10 protein-coding genes are annotated in these 16,219 nt (G+C 55.6%); 8 read left to right on the forward strand and 2 right to left on the reverse strand.

The window, feature by feature from the left end; all coding sequences use genetic code 11:
* Positions 1 to 28: 28 nt before the first annotated feature.
* The 8 genes from BOSE62_RS02550 (at position 29) to BOSE62_RS02585 (ending at position 11,299) form a co-directional block, all read left to right on the forward strand.
* On the forward strand, positions 29 to 1,678 hold the full coding sequence (locus BOSE62_RS02550; RefSeq protein ID WP_159641285.1) for an HAD-IB family hydrolase: 1,650 nt from the start codon (positions 29 to 31) through the stop codon (positions 1,676 to 1,678).
* A 20-nt stretch (positions 1,679 to 1,698) separates the two neighbouring features.
* On the forward strand, positions 1,699 to 4,041 hold the full coding sequence (locus BOSE62_RS02555; protein WP_159641288.1) for a glycerol-3-phosphate 1-O-acyltransferase: 2,343 nt from the start codon (positions 1,699 to 1,701) through the stop codon (positions 4,039 to 4,041).
* A gap of 25 nt (positions 4,042 to 4,066) precedes the next feature.
* Positions 4,067 to 5,647, forward strand: a complete 1,581-nt coding sequence (locus BOSE62_RS02560; protein WP_159641291.1) for a WS/DGAT/MGAT family O-acyltransferase — start codon at positions 4,067 to 4,069, stop codon at positions 5,645 to 5,647.
* Positions 5,648 to 5,728: 81 nt separating this feature from the next.
* Entirely contained in the window at positions 5,729 to 7,195 is a 1,467-nt protein-coding gene (locus BOSE62_RS02565; protein WP_159641294.1) for a DUF3336 domain-containing protein, read from the forward strand.
* Positions 7,192 to 8,055: an alpha/beta hydrolase gene (locus BOSE62_RS02570; RefSeq protein WP_159641297.1), complete on the forward strand. Its 864-nt coding sequence runs from the start codon at positions 7,192 to 7,194 to the stop codon at positions 8,053 to 8,055. The genes BOSE62_RS02565 and BOSE62_RS02570 overlap by 4 nt, the downstream gene beginning before the upstream one ends.
* Position 8,056: 1 nt before the next feature.
* Positions 8,057 to 8,995, forward strand: coding sequence for an alpha/beta fold hydrolase (locus BOSE62_RS02575; RefSeq protein ID WP_236553795.1), 939 nt, complete (start codon positions 8,057 to 8,059; stop codon positions 8,993 to 8,995).
* Positions 8,996 to 9,056: 61 nt separating this feature from the next.
* Positions 9,057 to 10,058, forward strand: a complete 1,002-nt coding sequence (locus tag BOSE62_RS02580; protein ID WP_159641300.1) for an NAD(P)H-dependent glycerol-3-phosphate dehydrogenase — start codon at positions 9,057 to 9,059, stop codon at positions 10,056 to 10,058.
* A gap of 287 nt (positions 10,059 to 10,345) precedes the next feature.
* The gene (locus BOSE62_RS02585; protein ID WP_159641303.1) at positions 10,346 to 11,299 is read left to right on the forward strand and encodes a crotonase/enoyl-CoA hydratase family protein; all 954 of its coding nucleotides are present in this window, start codon (positions 10,346 to 10,348) and stop codon (positions 11,297 to 11,299) included.
* A 7-nt stretch (positions 11,300 to 11,306) separates the two neighbouring features.
* Here BOSE62_RS02585 and BOSE62_RS02590 read toward each other — a convergent pair whose 3' ends face one another.
* Together BOSE62_RS02590 and BOSE62_RS02595 are read right to left on the reverse strand one after the other, a co-directional pair.
* Positions 11,307 to 13,763 (reverse strand): ATP-binding protein, encoded by a 2,457-nt coding sequence (locus BOSE62_RS02590; protein WP_159641307.1) that lies wholly within the window; start codon positions 13,761 to 13,763, stop codon positions 11,307 to 11,309.
* A 104-nt stretch (positions 13,764 to 13,867) separates the two neighbouring features.
* Complete coding sequence (locus BOSE62_RS02595; protein ID WP_159641310.1) at positions 13,868 to 16,027, reverse strand: putative bifunctional diguanylate cyclase/phosphodiesterase; 2,160 nt, start codon at positions 16,025 to 16,027, stop codon at positions 13,868 to 13,870.
* Between the last annotated feature and the right edge of the window lie 192 nt (positions 16,028 to 16,219).

A 16,219-nucleotide genomic window follows, 5' to 3' on the forward strand; every position in this document is an offset into this window, starting at 1 on the left:
CGATAGACTTTCGGCGAAGGACATCTGCATGACCAAAACTAAAACGGCTGAATATCAATCCCATTTACAAGATGTGCTGGACGCTCCGGAAGGTCCTCATATCGCTGCGCTTTTCGATTTCGATGGCACCATAATCGCTGGCTATTCAGCTACCGCGATGTTGTGGGAAAAAATCAGACGGCGGGAAATGACCGCCGAGGAAGTCGTCGAAACGATCAATGTTATGGCGCAGTATAGCACCGGCAACATGGGTTTCTCCGGCCTGATGTCAGGCGCGGCGAAATTTATGAAGGGTGTGACCGAGGACAGCTATTTCGAATTTGGCGAAGAGCTTTATGAAAAACATATCGCGCGCAAGGTCTATCCCGAAGCCCGGGCGCTGATCGAAGCCCATCGCGCCAAGGGGCATACGATCGCGATTGTGTCCTCTGCCACCATCTACCAGATCGAACCCACCGCGCGAGACCTCGACATCGAACATGTGCTTTGTTCGCAATATGAAGTCGAGAATGGCGAATTTACCGGCAATATCATCCGCCCCTTGTGCTTTGGCGAAGGCAAAGTCCTCGCAGCGGAAGGGCTTGCCGCCGAATATGGTCTGGATCTGGATCAGAGCTATTTCTATTCCGACAGCTATGACGATATCGAACTGCTCGAGCGGGTCGGCAAGCCGCGACCGCTGAACCCCAACACGAAATTGCGCGAAGCGGCTAGGGAACATGGCTGGCCGCTGGAAAAATATGAAAGCCGGGGGCAGGGCAAGCCGGTGGATTATCTTCGCACGGTCTATGCGACAGGTTCGCTGGTCGGTTCAGTCATGGCTTCGCTGCCCATCTGGGCGCTGACCGGATCGAAGCGGGAAGCGGTGAATTTTTCAACCGGTCTCTTTGGCGATATTGCCACCGCTTTGACCGGCTGCGAGCTGGAAGTGACCGGCGAGGAGAATCTCTGGACCTCGCGACCCTGCATCTTTGTCTTCAACCATCAGAGCAAGGCGGATGTCATGATCCTCGCCAAGCTTATTCGCCGGGACATGGGCGGTGTGGCCAAGAAAGAGGTGCGTGACACACCAGTGATCGGCAAGCTGATGGAACTGGCGGGTACGGTTTTCATTGACCGGGCCAATGCCGGTAGCGCGATCAAGGCGATGGCACCATTGATCGACGCGGTGAAAATTGATGGCAAGTCCATCGTAATCGCGCCGGAAGGCACGCGCACGCTTTCGCCGAAGCTGGGGCCATTCAAGAAAGGCGCTTTTCATATGGCGATCCAGGCGGGTGTACCGATGGTGCCGATTGTCATCCACAATGCGGGAGATGTTGCCCCCAAGAATGAATTTCTAATGCGTCCCGCCAAGGTCCGCGTCGACGTGTTGCCGGCCGTCGATACCAGCAAATGGACGAGCCGGACGTTGAACGAGCATGTTGCGGAGGTGCGGGGCATGTTCCTTGAAGCTCTCGGGCAGACGGAAGAAGAGGATGCGCTGGAGGCACTGGTGAATGAGGAGCGGGCGCCTCAAAAAAAGACGGTGGCGCGAAAGAAACCCGCCAGCCGCAAGGCCGGGACCAAAAAGACGGTAACAAAAAAGCCTGTTGCCAAGAGGCCCGCCAGTCGATCTACCCCGTCGGACAAGCCTGCAGCCCGAAAGTCGTCAAAAAAAATGAAAGCGGCTGAATAGGCTCAATTCGAGGAGTGGGGATGGACGAAGCAGCGCAAATAGCAAATTCCGGTCCGCTGCTGGCGCAAGGATCCAAGCTATTTGTCATTGACGCGCGCAATGGCGTCGAGCGGCGCTATCTGCTCAACTGGATAAAGACCACGATGCCCGGCATCGGACCAGACGAGGCGCTCAACTGGGTCAGTTTGCCGATATCCGACGAACGGGCCAAAATGCGCCTCGGCCGTCTCGAGGAAAAGCTAAGGGAAAGTCCGGATACGCTCGTCGTTCCCGTCCGTATCGCATGGCGGATTCCCGATTTCGAGAAAAGTCGTGCCGTCAAGATGCGCCATGTCATTTTCGGAGACCCGCGCAATCCCGGCGCTTTTCGCGCCCGATCCATCCTTTTGCGTAACAAGCGCCGGGCCCAATGCCTGATCGGACAACCCGCAACCATCGGCGAGCTGAACCAGAATTTTGCCGAACTCAGCAAGGACTATGACCAGACCGACAATAGGGAATTCGCTGCCTTTGTCGTGCGTCAGGCCGGCCTGGTTCTGGATATTGCCGAGCGCGGATTGCGCGGCCGGCGTTACAAGGTGCCGCGGCATGTCGCAGACGGCCTGCGCAGTGATGCGCGCTTCCGCGCCGCGATGACACAACTGGCGAGAGAGCGCGGCGAGAGCGAAGCGGTACTGCATGAGCAAGCCGCCAAATATATGAAGGAGCTGATCGCACGGCCCAGCCCGCTCTTTATCGACATGAAGGCGAAGCTCGACCGGTTCATGCTGTCGCAGGGCTATGACGACGAGGTGGTCTTTAACCGCAAGGAACTGACCCGCTTGCGCCAGACCATGCGGGAACATCCGACTTTGCTGCTGTTTACCCACAAGACCTATATCGACGGTGTGACCGCCACCGACCTGGCCTACCAGAATGACTTGCCGCTCATTCATCTGTTCGGCGGCATCAATCTGGACTTTTTCGGCCTGGGCTTCATGCTGCGCCGTGCCGGCACCATTTTCATCCGCCGCAGTTTCGAGAATAATCCGGTCTACAAGCTCGTTCTTCGCTATTATGTCAGCTACCTGCTGGAAAAACGCTTCCCGATGACCTGGGCTTTCGAGGGCACGCGCTCGCGGCTCGGCAAGCTGATGCCGCCGCGTTATGGTCTCCTGAAATATGTCATGGACAGCGCACATAGTAACGACATCGAAAACGTCCATATCATCCCGGTGGTCACCAGTTTCGACCTGATCCGGGATGTCGAGGAATATGCCAGCGAGCAGACCGGCCGGATCAAGAAGCCGGAATCACTAAGCTGGTTCATCGGCTATCTCCGTAGCCTGCGCGAACCGATGGGCAAGGTCTATGTCGATTTTGGCGAACCCGTCGTGGTCAGCAAGGCGCCGGATCCCAACGACCGGCTGGCTCTGTCGAAAATGGCGTTTGAGGTCGCGGTGCAGGCCAACCGGGCCACGCCGCTCACCCTGACTTCGTTGATGTGCCTGTGCCTGCTGGGCACTGCGCCGCGCGCGATGACGGAAGAAGAATTGCGTGCGGTGATCAACTTTCTGGTCGGCTGGGCCCGGGAACGGAATATTCGCATGAGCGAAGATCTGACCGATGAAAATCTGGAAGGGGTGCAACGCGTTATCGAGACGCTGGTCAACAACGGTCTGCTTGTGCGCTACGACAAGGGCTCGACGCTGGTTTACGCGATCGAGCCGGCCCAGCATCCGATTGCCAGCTATTATCGAAATACGATCATTCATCATTTTCTCGACAAGGCGATCATTGAATTGTCGGTCCTGAAAGCGCGCGAGGTCAGCGATCGCAACGCTGCCGAGGTGTTCTGGGAAGAAACTGACAGACTTCGCGATCTGTTCAAGTTTGAATTCTTTTACCCCGAGAAGCAGCAATATCGCGAGAATTTGAAAGCCGAACTGCAGCGTGCCGACCCGGACTGGGAAGCGAAACTGGAGGAAGGAGGCGTCAAGCTGACCAGTCTTACCAACCGTTTTCAGCCGCTGATCGGTCACGCCGTATTTCTGCCATTTGTAGAGGCCTACACCATCGTTCTGGATATTTTGTCGCGGCTGGAGCCCGGCGATGCCATCGACAAGAAAAGCTGTGTGGAAACGGCGTTGAAAGAAGGTCGGCAGGCCTATCTTCTCCGCCGCATCACCAGCGAATCTTCGATCGGAAAAATCCTGTTTGAGAACGGCTTCAGAATGGCGGCGGGGCTTGGGCTGACCGGGGAGACCACTCCCGAGACGATAGCCGAACGCAAGGCTTTGTTGCGAAAATTCAGAGCGCTGTCGCGGCGCATGGAAAAGTCCCGGCTCGAGCTGCTTGTTCTCGCCGACAAGATATTTGAATGATCGTGCTGTCGAAAGGACCTGATCGATGACTGAGCAGAGCAATATAAACCAACTGAGCGCCCAGGATGCCCAGTTTCTCTATATCCAGTCCGCCACCAATCTCACGCACGTGATGGCGGTCTATATCTATGATCCCTCGACCGCTCCCGGGGGGAAGGTGCGATTCAAGGACATCATCGAACATATGCGCAAGCGGATGGATGTCTCGCCGATGTTCAAACGGAAATTATACCGCCTGCCGCTGGATATCGATCATCCTTACTGGGTCGAAGACGAGCATTTCGACCTCGAGGCGCATATTTCACACAGCCGTTTGCCGGAACCGGGCGACTGGCGGCAATTCTGCATCCATGTCGCACGTCATCACAGCAAACCACTGGATATGAACCGGCCGCTCTGGGACATGTATGTCGTGGAAGGGCTTGATAATATCCCGGGCTATGCCAAGGGCAGCTATGCCATTTTGACCCGGATTCACCATTCCACCATTGACGGTGTTTCCGGGGCGCATTTCTTTGCCGCGATCTCCGACAAGGATCCGCATGGCACGCCGGCCATTCCATTGCCCAAGACCAAGGCCAGTGCCAATGCCCTGCCAACCACCGCCGAAATCCTGAATCGGGCGATCAACAGCACCGTCACCTCGCCGGTAAAGCTGACTCAGGCTTTGATGAAATTCACGCCGGCTCTGCTTTCCTCGGCACAGAAAAGTCTCACGGGCGGTGCCGACAAGACCGAATCCGGCGTTCCCCAAACGCGATTCAATGCAGCGGTTACGCCGCACAAAATGTTTGATGCGATTACTTTTGATCTAGAAGAACTGAAGCAAATGCGCCGAAAGGTGCAAGAGGCAACAATCAATGATGTAGTGCTGGCAATCTGCAGCGGGGCGCTGCGCCATTATCTGACCAAGCACAAGGAACTTCCGGACGAGCCGCTGGTTGCCGTCGCTCCGGTTAATGCTCGCAGCCGGTCCGGTGAAGAATCCAATCCGGGTACCAATATATCGGCAATGACGATCAAGATCTGGTCGAATATCGAGGACCCGATCGAACGGCTCGAAGCGATCCGGGATACGACTCGCGAAACCAAAGCGGCGAAGTCCGGGCTCAGCGCGCGGATCATGACCGATCTGTCAAAACATATTCCCGGCGTGACGATGGCCGGTGTTTCGCGGATATTGACCGACGAGCGTTTCGCTCCGAAAATGAGCAACCTCATGGTTTCCAACGTTCCGGGGCCGCAAATACAGCTCTATATGAACGGTGCCAAGCTGACCCATCAATATGGTCTGGCCCCTCTGGCTCACGGAATGGGCCTGTTTATTGCCACGCCGAGCTATAACGGGACGATCTCGTTCAGTATCATCTCGGATCGAAAGATAATGCCTGATATTGAGTTTTTCAGGGAATGCCTGCAAAAGGCGTTCAATGAACTACGCGATGCGAAGCCGGGGAAGGTCGTCCAGCAACCCAGAAAGGCGAGCGAGGCTCCGAAAAAGCAGCCTGTTTCTGCGGATGGTTCGGTGATGTACCGGCGGGTTGCGAAAAAGCCGCGGGCGGTTGTTTCGAAACAGCCCGGCGGAGCCAGATCGAAAGCAAGTTAGGGAGCGGATTGTTTTTGCGTCGCACGATGGACGGGCGACGCGCGATACCATGCGTAATCTTGGTGAAAGAGTGAATAGAATATGATCCTGAACACGACTTTGAAGATGGAAAAAGCGATGGCCCAGGCCAACAGCTATTCCGAATGGTCGAAAGCGGCGAAAGCGCACGACAAATCCACCGGAGTCGATATTTGGAAGGCATCTGATGAAAGCAAGCATTTCGATCATGCCTCCATCCGCCGTCGACTGAAGCGTCTTTCCAGGCTCTGGAAAGAGCAGGACAATGCTGGGCTACTATATGCTTTGAACGAGGGCATTCACGGCAATATGGATGGCATGGGGCACGCCCGGCTCCATCAGAAGGCCAAATTCGGCACCAAACAGCTGATCCAAGATTATGTCGACGCGATCGCCAATTCGCTCGAATATCTGGCGAGCGACAAGGTCACCGATATCCCGTTCGAGGAAAAACTCGATTTCTTTCGCCGGGCCCAGCATTGCTACGGACGGTCCGCCTTTCTGATGAGCGGCTCCGGCGCCTATCTCTATTTTCACGTCGGGGTGGCCAAGGCGCTTTGGGAAGAGGGACTGCTGCCTGATATCATGTCCGGCTCCAGCGGCGGATCGGTTGTTGGTGCATTGATCAGCACCCACACGGACAAGGAGATTCCGCCATTCTTCAAACCGGAAAATCTGATTATCGGACCGGAGCATGAAGAAAGCGATGGTTTTCTGGGCGGTCCCAGCCGGATGCGGGCCGACGAGATACGCCAGCGACTGTCGGACATGCTTCCCGATCTTACGTTTCAGGAAGCCTATGAGCTGACCGGCCGGCATCTGAACGTATCGATTGCGCCGGCGGAAAAACACCAGACTTCGCGCCTGCTCAATGCCATTGCATCACCCAATGTGTTCATTCGCGAGGCGGTCCTGGCCTCCTGTGCGGTTCCGGGCGTTTACCCGCCGGTGACTCTGGCGGCGAAAGATCACCGCGGCGAGCGGGTCCCCTATCTGCCCAACCGCAAATGGGTCGATGGTTCGGTTACGCACGATCTGCCGGTCAAAAGACTGGCGCGGCTTTACGGCGTCAATCATCATATCGTCAGCCAGGCCAATCCGCTGGTCACGCCGTTTGCGACGGATGTCAGCCAGTCCCGCAATCCGCTTTCCTCTATCCGCAATGCCTCAACCGCTACGATGAAGGCCTGGCTCAACGCCAATGTGGAGATCATGCAGAAACCCTTGTCCTATTTTCCAAGACTGAACAGCATGGCGAATATGGCGCTGTCGGTGATCAATCAGGACTATACCGGTGACATCAATATTATCCGGCCGACCATGTTCTGGAGCCCGTCCAAGCTTCTGAGCAACCTGCCGGTCGAGGATATTGCCGAACTGATCCAGCTCGGCGAGCGCACGACTTGGCCGAAAATTGAAATGGTCCGGACCCAGACCAAAATCAGCCAGACGCTGGACAGGATATTGTTCGAATATGAAAATGAACTGGCGCATGATCACGAACTGGTCGTTAAAAGGAAAATCGCTTGAACCATCGCGACGGCACTCTGACGCTTGCGCCGGGTTCCAAGGCCGCCGGAGCCAGTCTCTACTGGCAGCAATGGTCGCCGGACGACGATCCCAAAGCAATCATTGTGCTGGTGCACGGCTACGCAGAACATAGCGGACGCTATCAATATTTTGCCAAGCATTGCGTGGCCAGAGGCTATGCAGTGTTTGCACTGGATCACTGGGGGCACGGGAAATCGGACGGTACGCCCGGCTTCGTTCCGGACTTTTCGGTATTCCGCGACGGTGTGGATCAACTGATTGCGCAGGCGAAGCAGGATTTTCCCGATTTGCCCGTCATGCTTGTCGGGCATAGTATGGGCGGATTGATCAGCGCGTCCTATCTGCTTGCCGGGCAGGACAAAATTGCCGCCTGCGTGCTTTCCGGTCCGGCGATAAAGGCGGCCGAAGAGCCGTCCGGGGTCCTCAAGGCGATCAGTGGTTTTCTGTCCCGCTTCTTCCCGAAACTTGGCGTGCTTGCTCTCGATTCAAACGGGGTCAGTCGCGATCCGAAGGTGGTGGCTGACTATCTTGCCGACCCGCTGGTCTATAACGGCAAGATGGGGGCGAGGCTGGCTGCTGAAATGCTGGGCAATATGACATCGGTACAGGAGAATGCCGGGCAGATTTCATTGCCGATGCTCCTGCTTCATGGCGGCAAGGACAGCCTCGCCGGTGTCGAAGGTTCTGAATTTCTGGATCAGCATATTTCCTCGAGCGAAAAACAGCTGAAAATCTATCCTGAACTGTTTCACGAGATTTTCAATGAGCCTGAAAAAGATCTGGTCTTGAACGACATGACCGACTGGCTGGACCAACAGCTGGCGACAAGAGGAGCGTAACGTGGGAACCGTCGAAATTTTCCTGACCATCCTTGGCATTCTGATGGTGTCGCTGATCGCGCTCTACGTGTTGTTTCCGCGCACTCTGTACGGCTTCTTGCGCAACAGTTTGCGACGCAAGGGCAAGTTGACGGCGAAGTCGGTCAAAGTGGGGGATATGATCTGGCCCTATCTTGAAGGCGGGGCGGCGGATGGCGAGCCATTGGTACTGCTCCACGGTTTTGGCGGCGACAAGGATAATTGGGCGATATATGCGCCGCAAATTGTCGGCAAATATCGTTTGATTGCACCGGACCTGCCCGGATTTGGCGAAAATATTCGCGATATTTCCCGTGATTATGACATGGCGACGCAGGCAGCGCGGGTACGTGATTTTCTGGACGCGATGGGCATCAAAAAATGCCATATTGGCGGCAACAGCATGGGCGGTTTTGTCTCTCTGCGCTTTGCGCTGGATTATTCCGAACGTTTGCTGTCGATGACGCTGTTCAACAATGCCGGTGTCGTCGGGGCCAATGAAAGCAAGCTTCAGAAGGAAGCTCAGTCGGGCAAAAACCCGTTGGAGATCCATAGCCCTGACGATGTGAAGCGGATGATGGCTTTTGTCGCGCACAAGCCGGTAAAGGTTCCGGGCCAGTTCCGGAAGATTTTCTACGAGGATTTTGCCGTCCATCGTGAATTGCTCGACAAGATATTCTGGACACTGGTGGAAGACGGAACGGTCAAGCCGCTGAACGATCAGCTCGGACAGGTAAAGGCCCCGACCCTCATAATCTGGGGCCGTCATGACCAGCTGATTGATGTCAGCTGTGTTGATGTATTGAAAGATGGCATCCCCAATGCGGAATCGGTGGTGTTCGAAGAAGTTGGTCATATCCCGATGATCGAAAATCCGAAGGGCACCGCCAAGCATCATCTCGAGTTTCTTGCAAAATACTGAAATTCCCTGCAGTTTGAACAGATTGGGCTTCCGCTAGAGGAGTCGCCGATGGAGGGTCGATATGGAATTGAAGGTAGGATTGCTCGGCGGTGGATCATGGGGCACGACAGTTGCTTCTCTGGTGTCGCGCAATGCGCCGATAAAGATCTGGGCGCGGGATTCCGAAACGGTCAGCGATATCAACAATGATCATCGCAACAGCAAATATCTGCCCGATATAAAATTACCGCCCGCCTTGACCGCGACGTCGGAGATAGGGGAGGCCGTCTCCGGCGCGGATGTGCTGGTGATGGGCATCCCTTCCAGCAATTTTCGCGCCGTTCTTGAAGAAGCGAAACAATATCTGAGACCCTGGGTTCCGGTCATCAGCCTTACCAAGGGCCTCGAACTGGCCACCGGCATGCGGATGACGGAGGTAATAGAGGAAGTGCTTCCCGGGCATCCGGTCGGCGTTCTGACTGGTCCGAATCTGGCCCGGGAAATCATGGCGGGCCAGGCGGCGGCGAGCGTGATCTCGATGGAAGACGAGATTATCGTCAAGCAATTGCAGCAGCTTTTCCACTCCGGTCTGTTTCGTGTTTACACCAATACCGACCTGCTGGGGTGCGAACTGGGGGGCGTGCTCAAGAATATCATCGCGATCGCGGTGGGCATGGGCGATGGCCTGGGGGCCGGCGACAATACCCGCTCGGCCTTGATCACCAGAGGGCTCGCCGAAATCACCCGGCTCGGCGTGGCCATGGGCGGAAAGCCCGAAACATTCGCCGGCCTCACCGGCATGGGCGACATGATCGCGACCTGTACCAGTCCGCTGAGCCGGAATCGCCATGTCGGAGTCGAACTGGGTAAGGGGCGGCATATTGATGAAATCATCGCCGATATGCACATGGTTGCCGAGGGGGTTAAAAGCGCGCCGACGGTGATCGCGCTGGCGAGAAAATATGGCGTCGAAATGCCGATCGCCGAGGATGTATTCGAAGTCACCAAAGGCAAGCGGTCGGCCGTTCGCGCATTTCGCGGACTGGTCAATCAATCGGCTGGTGCAGAGTCCGACGCGGGTTGAAGATTCGCGGTTCCTGCCGAACCACAAGAGGTGAAAACATGGTCAACGGCACAGCGGGAGAGGCCGCATATCCGCCTTGTTCCGCAGGATATTAACGAATTGGGTGGCAAAAATTCAGGCTCAAATGACTCAAAGATAAGCAAAATTTTGATTTTGCTAACCATGTTACCCAATCTTCTCGGTTTAACTTGCATTGAAATGGGGCATGTCATAAAATTTTACATATAAGGTGAGGAGGTTTGTTAGGCTGAGTATCGTCGAACATCTTGCCGGATATGGAGTATGATATGGACTTTCGCAGTCGCGCTGCCAACGAGTTGGATCGTAATTTGACGATCGAGGCAAATGATATGCTGGTCCAGACACCCCCGATTGCGGAACAGGATATCTTCTCGAAACAGTTTCGCGAAATCGATTTGCGATTTGACCGTTCCGACGAAATCTTCTGGTGCTATATGAACCAGACATCCCGTCCCAGCTACACCTATGAACTTGGCGAAGAGATCCAGCAGGTGCAGGACTGGATCCACTCCAATTATGCGACCAACAGCGCCAATGCCGCAGATCCGTTGCGCTATTTTGTTGCAGCGTCCCACACGCCGGGGATTTACAATCTTGGCGGAGATCTGAAGCATTTTGCCGATTGTATCCGGCGTCGCGACCTCGGTGCGTTGAAAAAATATGCCCGGACCTGTGTTCACATGCAATATGAGAACAGCACCGCATTCGGGGCACCGATCATCACGATGGCGCTGGTGCAGGGCGACGCTCTGGGTGGCGGTTTCGAACATGCGCTTGCGTTCGACATATTGGTGGCCGAAAAAAGCGCGCGACTGGGGTTGCCGGAGATTCTCTTCAACCTTTTCCCCGGAATGGGTGCCTACAGCTTTCTGCGTCAGCGACTTAGCCGCAAGGAAACCGAACGGTTCATTCTCGAAGGCAAATTATACACCGGCGCCCAGCTATATGACATGGGCGTGGTGGATATTCTGGCGGACGACGGAATGGGCGAGGCCGCCATTGTCGAATATACCAAGGAAAACCGCAAACGCTTCCATGCCGAGCGAGCCGTCTATCGGGCCCGCAAAATCGCCAATCCGGTAAGCCTCGAGGAGTTGCTCGAAATCACCGACACATGGGCCGAAACCGCACTCTATCTCGAAGAGGCCGATGTTCGCAAGATGGAGCGGCTGGCCTCGGCGCAGGATCGACGGATAATGCGGTCGCTGCGGGCCGTTTGAGGATTCTCTAGATGTGCGCGGCCTGTTCGGTTGGCACATGGCTGTTGCTGCTTGCCAGCCTGCTATCAAGATAAGCGCGAATATCGGAAACCTGCTGTTCGATTTTCGTCAGATATTCCTGGCGTCTTTCTATGAAATCCGGTTCGCCGATCACCTCCAGCTTCGAACATGTTTCGACCAGATAGCTTGCACCGACATTGGAAGCACCGCTTTTGAATGCATGGGCGTGAAAGCGGAAATCCTCAACGGACCCATCTTCGACAGATTTCCGGAAGGCGGCCAGTATCTCCCCCGTATCTTCCAGATAGGCCTCGATGATCGAGTTCACAAATGCCTCGTCGCCAATCGATAGCAGATAATCCAGCTGGGTCGGGTCGACAGCAGGCGGCTCCGGCCGTCGCAACTTGCTGTCGAAATTGCTGACCACGCCCAGCGGGTCGGAGAATGTCTCGGCTGGCTGTTCGCTGACCTGATGCCCCGTTTGGGTGGCGATCACTTCGAGAACCTCGGTTGCTTCGATCGGCTTGGTAATCCTCAGGTCCATGCCGGCATCGAGACATTTTTTTTCGGTTTCTTCGGTCGAATCCGCCGTCAGGCCGATGATCGGGATATGATTGCGCGGACCTTCGATCTGACGCCATAGGCGGCAGCATTCAATGCCACCCATGACCGGCATATTCACGTCGAGGAAGACAATCTGGAAGGCCCCGTGTTCGAGCTGTTCGAGTGCTTCTTCTCCGTCGTCCACCACAATTACCTCGTGGCCTACATTGGACAGGATCGTCTCCAGCACCATCTGGTTGGTACGATTGTCATCCGCAACCAGCACGCGAACCGGTTTGACTTCGGATGCAGGTTCGCTGTCTATCGCTTCGTTCTGCTGGCGCGGGCCCGCGCCGACGAGGGAGCAGCCTATCTGGGCAGCGCTGCGGATCGTGCTGAAATCCGAGCCGGACGGCAGCAGAGTTGCGAAGGCCGCACGCAACTGGATGTCCCTGAGCGTTTTCTCCTTGCCTTCCGTCAACAACACAGATGGCAACTGAGCGTTCTGAAAGGCGGACCACAGCGGGGACTGGTCGTCCTGATCGTTGGCAAGGGCCTCATCCAGCAGGGCGATGTCATAATGCTCAAGATTGAGTTGACTGATAACATCCTGGATATCCTCGGGCGCGTTGCACTGGATATGGTCGATGCTGACAGACTGATTTTCCTCGTTGCAGATATTTGGCGCATAGTCTTCCTGCGTGAGAGACAGGATTCTGACGATATTGTCATCGTCGCTCTCCTCGACCGCTTCCAGCACATCCACCGGGCATGACAAGGTAAACGTACTGCCGGTACCTATATCGCTATCGAGAGAAACGTCGCCGCCCATCTGGTTGGCAAGCTTCTGACAGATCGCCAGGCCCAGACCGGTTCCGCCGAATTCGTTTGCTATCTTGTCATTCGCCTGCTGGAAAACGTCGAATATTTTCTGCTGATCCTCTTTGGCGATGCCCGGCCCGGTGTCGCTGACGGATACCCACATTTCGTCCAGGCCGGTCTCCGAAGAAAATCCACATCGCAGCGTAACCGATCCAGTCTTGGTAAATTTTACCGCATTGCTGGTGAGATTGATCAAGATGTTGCGCACAAAGTCCAGCTGGCCTGAAATCATCTGGTTGCTGCCCGGCTCTGCCTGCAGAATGAGTTCCAGATCCTTTTCATCGGCGGCAATTTGCATGATGTCGCGCACTTCGGTGAGAATGTCCACGAGACTAAACGGTTTCGGATCGGGCAATTCTTCCCGCGAATCCGATTGTGCGAAATTCAGCAACTGGTTGATCAGGTGGAGCAAGTGACGGCCTGCCGATACACTGGTCGCGATCATCTGGTGCTGTTTTTCCGGCAGTTTCATATCGAGCAAATGGGTGCCGTAGCCAATGATTGCGTTCAGTGGTGTGCGCAGTTCGTGGCTGATGCTTGCCAGAAACAGGCTTTTGGCCTTGTTGGCTGCTTCGGCTTCTTCTTTCGCATGGGAAATTTTGGTGATCAATGTCGAGCAATAGGCCGGTATCACCAGCAAGCCGATCAGCAGGCCGATCGAAAGTGAGGAATTCTGGCGCCAGAAGTCTACAGAATAGATGGCCCAGCCGAATGCCATCGTGGCCATCGCGGATGCCAGGAAAAGCCAGAGAATGCCGAAGCGGAAACCGTTGCCGAGAATGACCCAGAGGAACAGCGGATAGCCGGCCGCCACGCTTTCTCCACCGACCTGAAACAGGAAGGCGCCGACGCCAAAATCGGTGCAAAGTCCCAGAAATCGCCGCAAATTGGATGTGGCGGGGCGGAGCCGATAGGCCACGGCAAGAGCGAGGCTCAGGGTGAAATAAATGCTGAAGCCAACGATCAGTCCGGAGGTTGCACCAAGCCAGACGCTGACGGACCACCCCAATATGACCAGGATGATCCGGTTCTTGATCATCTCATGTTCGCGGTCACGCGCCTGACCATCCAGAGCGCCCTTCGGATGCCTGTGGTGTCTATGCGACCGTGCCGGCGCCCTTTTGGTGGCGAAAAGCAAGTGGATTAACCTTCAACCGCACGACTGGCCGGATCATCCTTCCGCCCGTCGAACAAACGTCCGAGATCCTCGGCCCGTTGCGGACGTGCGATCTTGAAACCCTGGATTTCGTCACAGCCCGAAACACGCAGCAAATCAAGCTGTGCGTCATTTTCGACGCCTTCGGCTACAACGCGCATATCCAGAGCATGCGCCAAATGCGCGATGGTCCCGATGATGGCGCGATCGGCCGGACTATGCTCGATCCGGGAAATGAAAGCGCGATCGATTTTCAGGCAGTTGGCCGGCAGGTCCCTGAGATATTGAAGAGAGGAATAGCCGGTGCCGAAATCATCAATGGAGATCCCGACGCCACTGTTGCGAATCTGCTGCAGCGTGGCCCTGACCTGCTCATTATTGTCAATCAGCAGCTCTTCGGTGATCTCGATCGTGATTTTCGACGGATCAATGTCGTTGGCTGCAATATTCTCCAACAGTTCCTGGCAAAGATTCTGGTTCTGGAACTGTCGCGGAGAGACGTTGATGGCAACCCGTGGCAAATCAATGCCGCGGTCTGCGTAGGCTTTGATCTCGCGGCAGACCTCGCCCATGACCCAACGGCCGAGTATATCCATCAGTCCGCTTTCGTCGGCAACCCGGATGAACTGGATCGGAAGCAGGCGGCCGCGGCGCGGATGGTCCCATCGGATAAGCGCTTCAAGGCCTACATATTCAAGCGTTTTGGCATCAACAATCGGTTGATATTCCAGCGCGAACTGGTTCTTTTTAAACGCATCGCGCAACTCGTTCTCGAGCGCGGCATCGGCCTGGGCAATCTCGTTCATGTCTTCCGAGAAGAAACGGTAGCAATTGCGGCCATTGGCTTTGGCATCATACATGGCAAGATCGGCCATGCGGAGCACTTCCTCATATTCGTCGCCGTCAGCGGGGATCAGGCTGACACCGATGGATGCGCTGATGACCTGGCCAACGCCGCTGATCGCATAGGGCTCGCTGATTGCCTTCAATATTTTGGAACAGCGGGAATTGATCGAATCGATATTCTCAAACCGGTTCAGGATGACCGCAAATTCGTCTCCGCCAATGCGCGCGGCAAAATCCTCGGGAGCGATGACCTTCGAAATGCGCTGTGCCACCTCGCGCAACAGAGCGTCACCGCTGTGATGGCCGCGGGTGTCGTTGATGATCTTGAAGCGATCCAGATCGAGCAACAGAAGAGCGGCCTGGCTGTCGGTTGTCTTGCAATTGGCAATGGTCGATTTGACATTTTCGGCAAGCAGAACGCGGTTGGGCAGTCCCGTCAGCATGTCATGCAAAGCCAGGTGGGTTCTGTGTTCCTCGGCAAATTTCCGGGCGGTGATGTCGACCGCCGTCGTCAGCACACCAATCGTTTCACCTTTGTGATTGAGCAGCGGGGATTTGTTGCAATGAAAAATCAGGTCGACGCCGTCGCTGGTGATCTTTTCCTCGAAATGCGGAATAGCCAGACCCGATTTCAACACCATCGCATCGCGTCGGCGCGTGTTCGCAGCCAATGCAGGTTCATAATTATTGGCAAAGTCTGTGCCCACCATCTCGTCCGGATCCTTGTCGAACAGCGCAGATTGGTAGGCGTTGGTGAACAGGCATTTGCCGGAACGATCGGTGGCATTGATCATGATCGGGATCGTGTCGATGATTTGCTCAAGCATGCTTTTGCCCGAAGGACCTTCGGTCGACGATGCTGTGCCAAAGGCTGCGTGCTTGCGTCCGATTTCCGATGCGCGCTTGCGCAGCGTCACACTTTTCTTGCTTTTGGTCAGCAGGGACAAGGCGCGGCTACAGAATTCCACGTGCGAGACCGGGCTCTGCAGGAAATCGGTGGCCCCCGCATCGAGCGCCGCCAGCCGGCATTCGCGATCCTGATGCGCAGTGATGACGATGGCGGGAACTTCGCTGGCTCCGGGCATCAGCCTGACTTGGCGGATGAATTCCGCACCGTTCATCTGCGGCATCCGGTAGTCGACCACCATCAGGTCCGCCTTGTTGTCACGCAGCCATTCCAGCGCTTCCACAGGGTCGGCAAATGTGACGGCGGAATATTTTTCCCCCATCAGCGTCACGAACTGGGCATAGATCCGCAGATTGGTGGGCCGATCATCGACTATCAAGACACGTGTGCTCATGATTGAAGGCACTACATGGCTATAATCAAGATAAGGTTAACGTCGATTTATCAGATCATTTTTCCGGTTTTGTGCCTCACCGAGCCGCTGCCATGACCGGTCAAATCGGAAAAATTGGAGGCATGTTCGCGAAATCATTGGTCGGGAAGAGAGGATTCGAACCTCCGGCCCCTGCGTCCCGAAGGAAATCTC

Origin of the sequence: Sphingorhabdus sp. 109, from assembly GCF_902506555.1 — a bacterium.
In the GTDB taxonomy this organism is placed as follows: Bacteria; Pseudomonadota; Alphaproteobacteria; order Sphingomonadales; family Sphingomonadaceae; genus Parasphingorhabdus.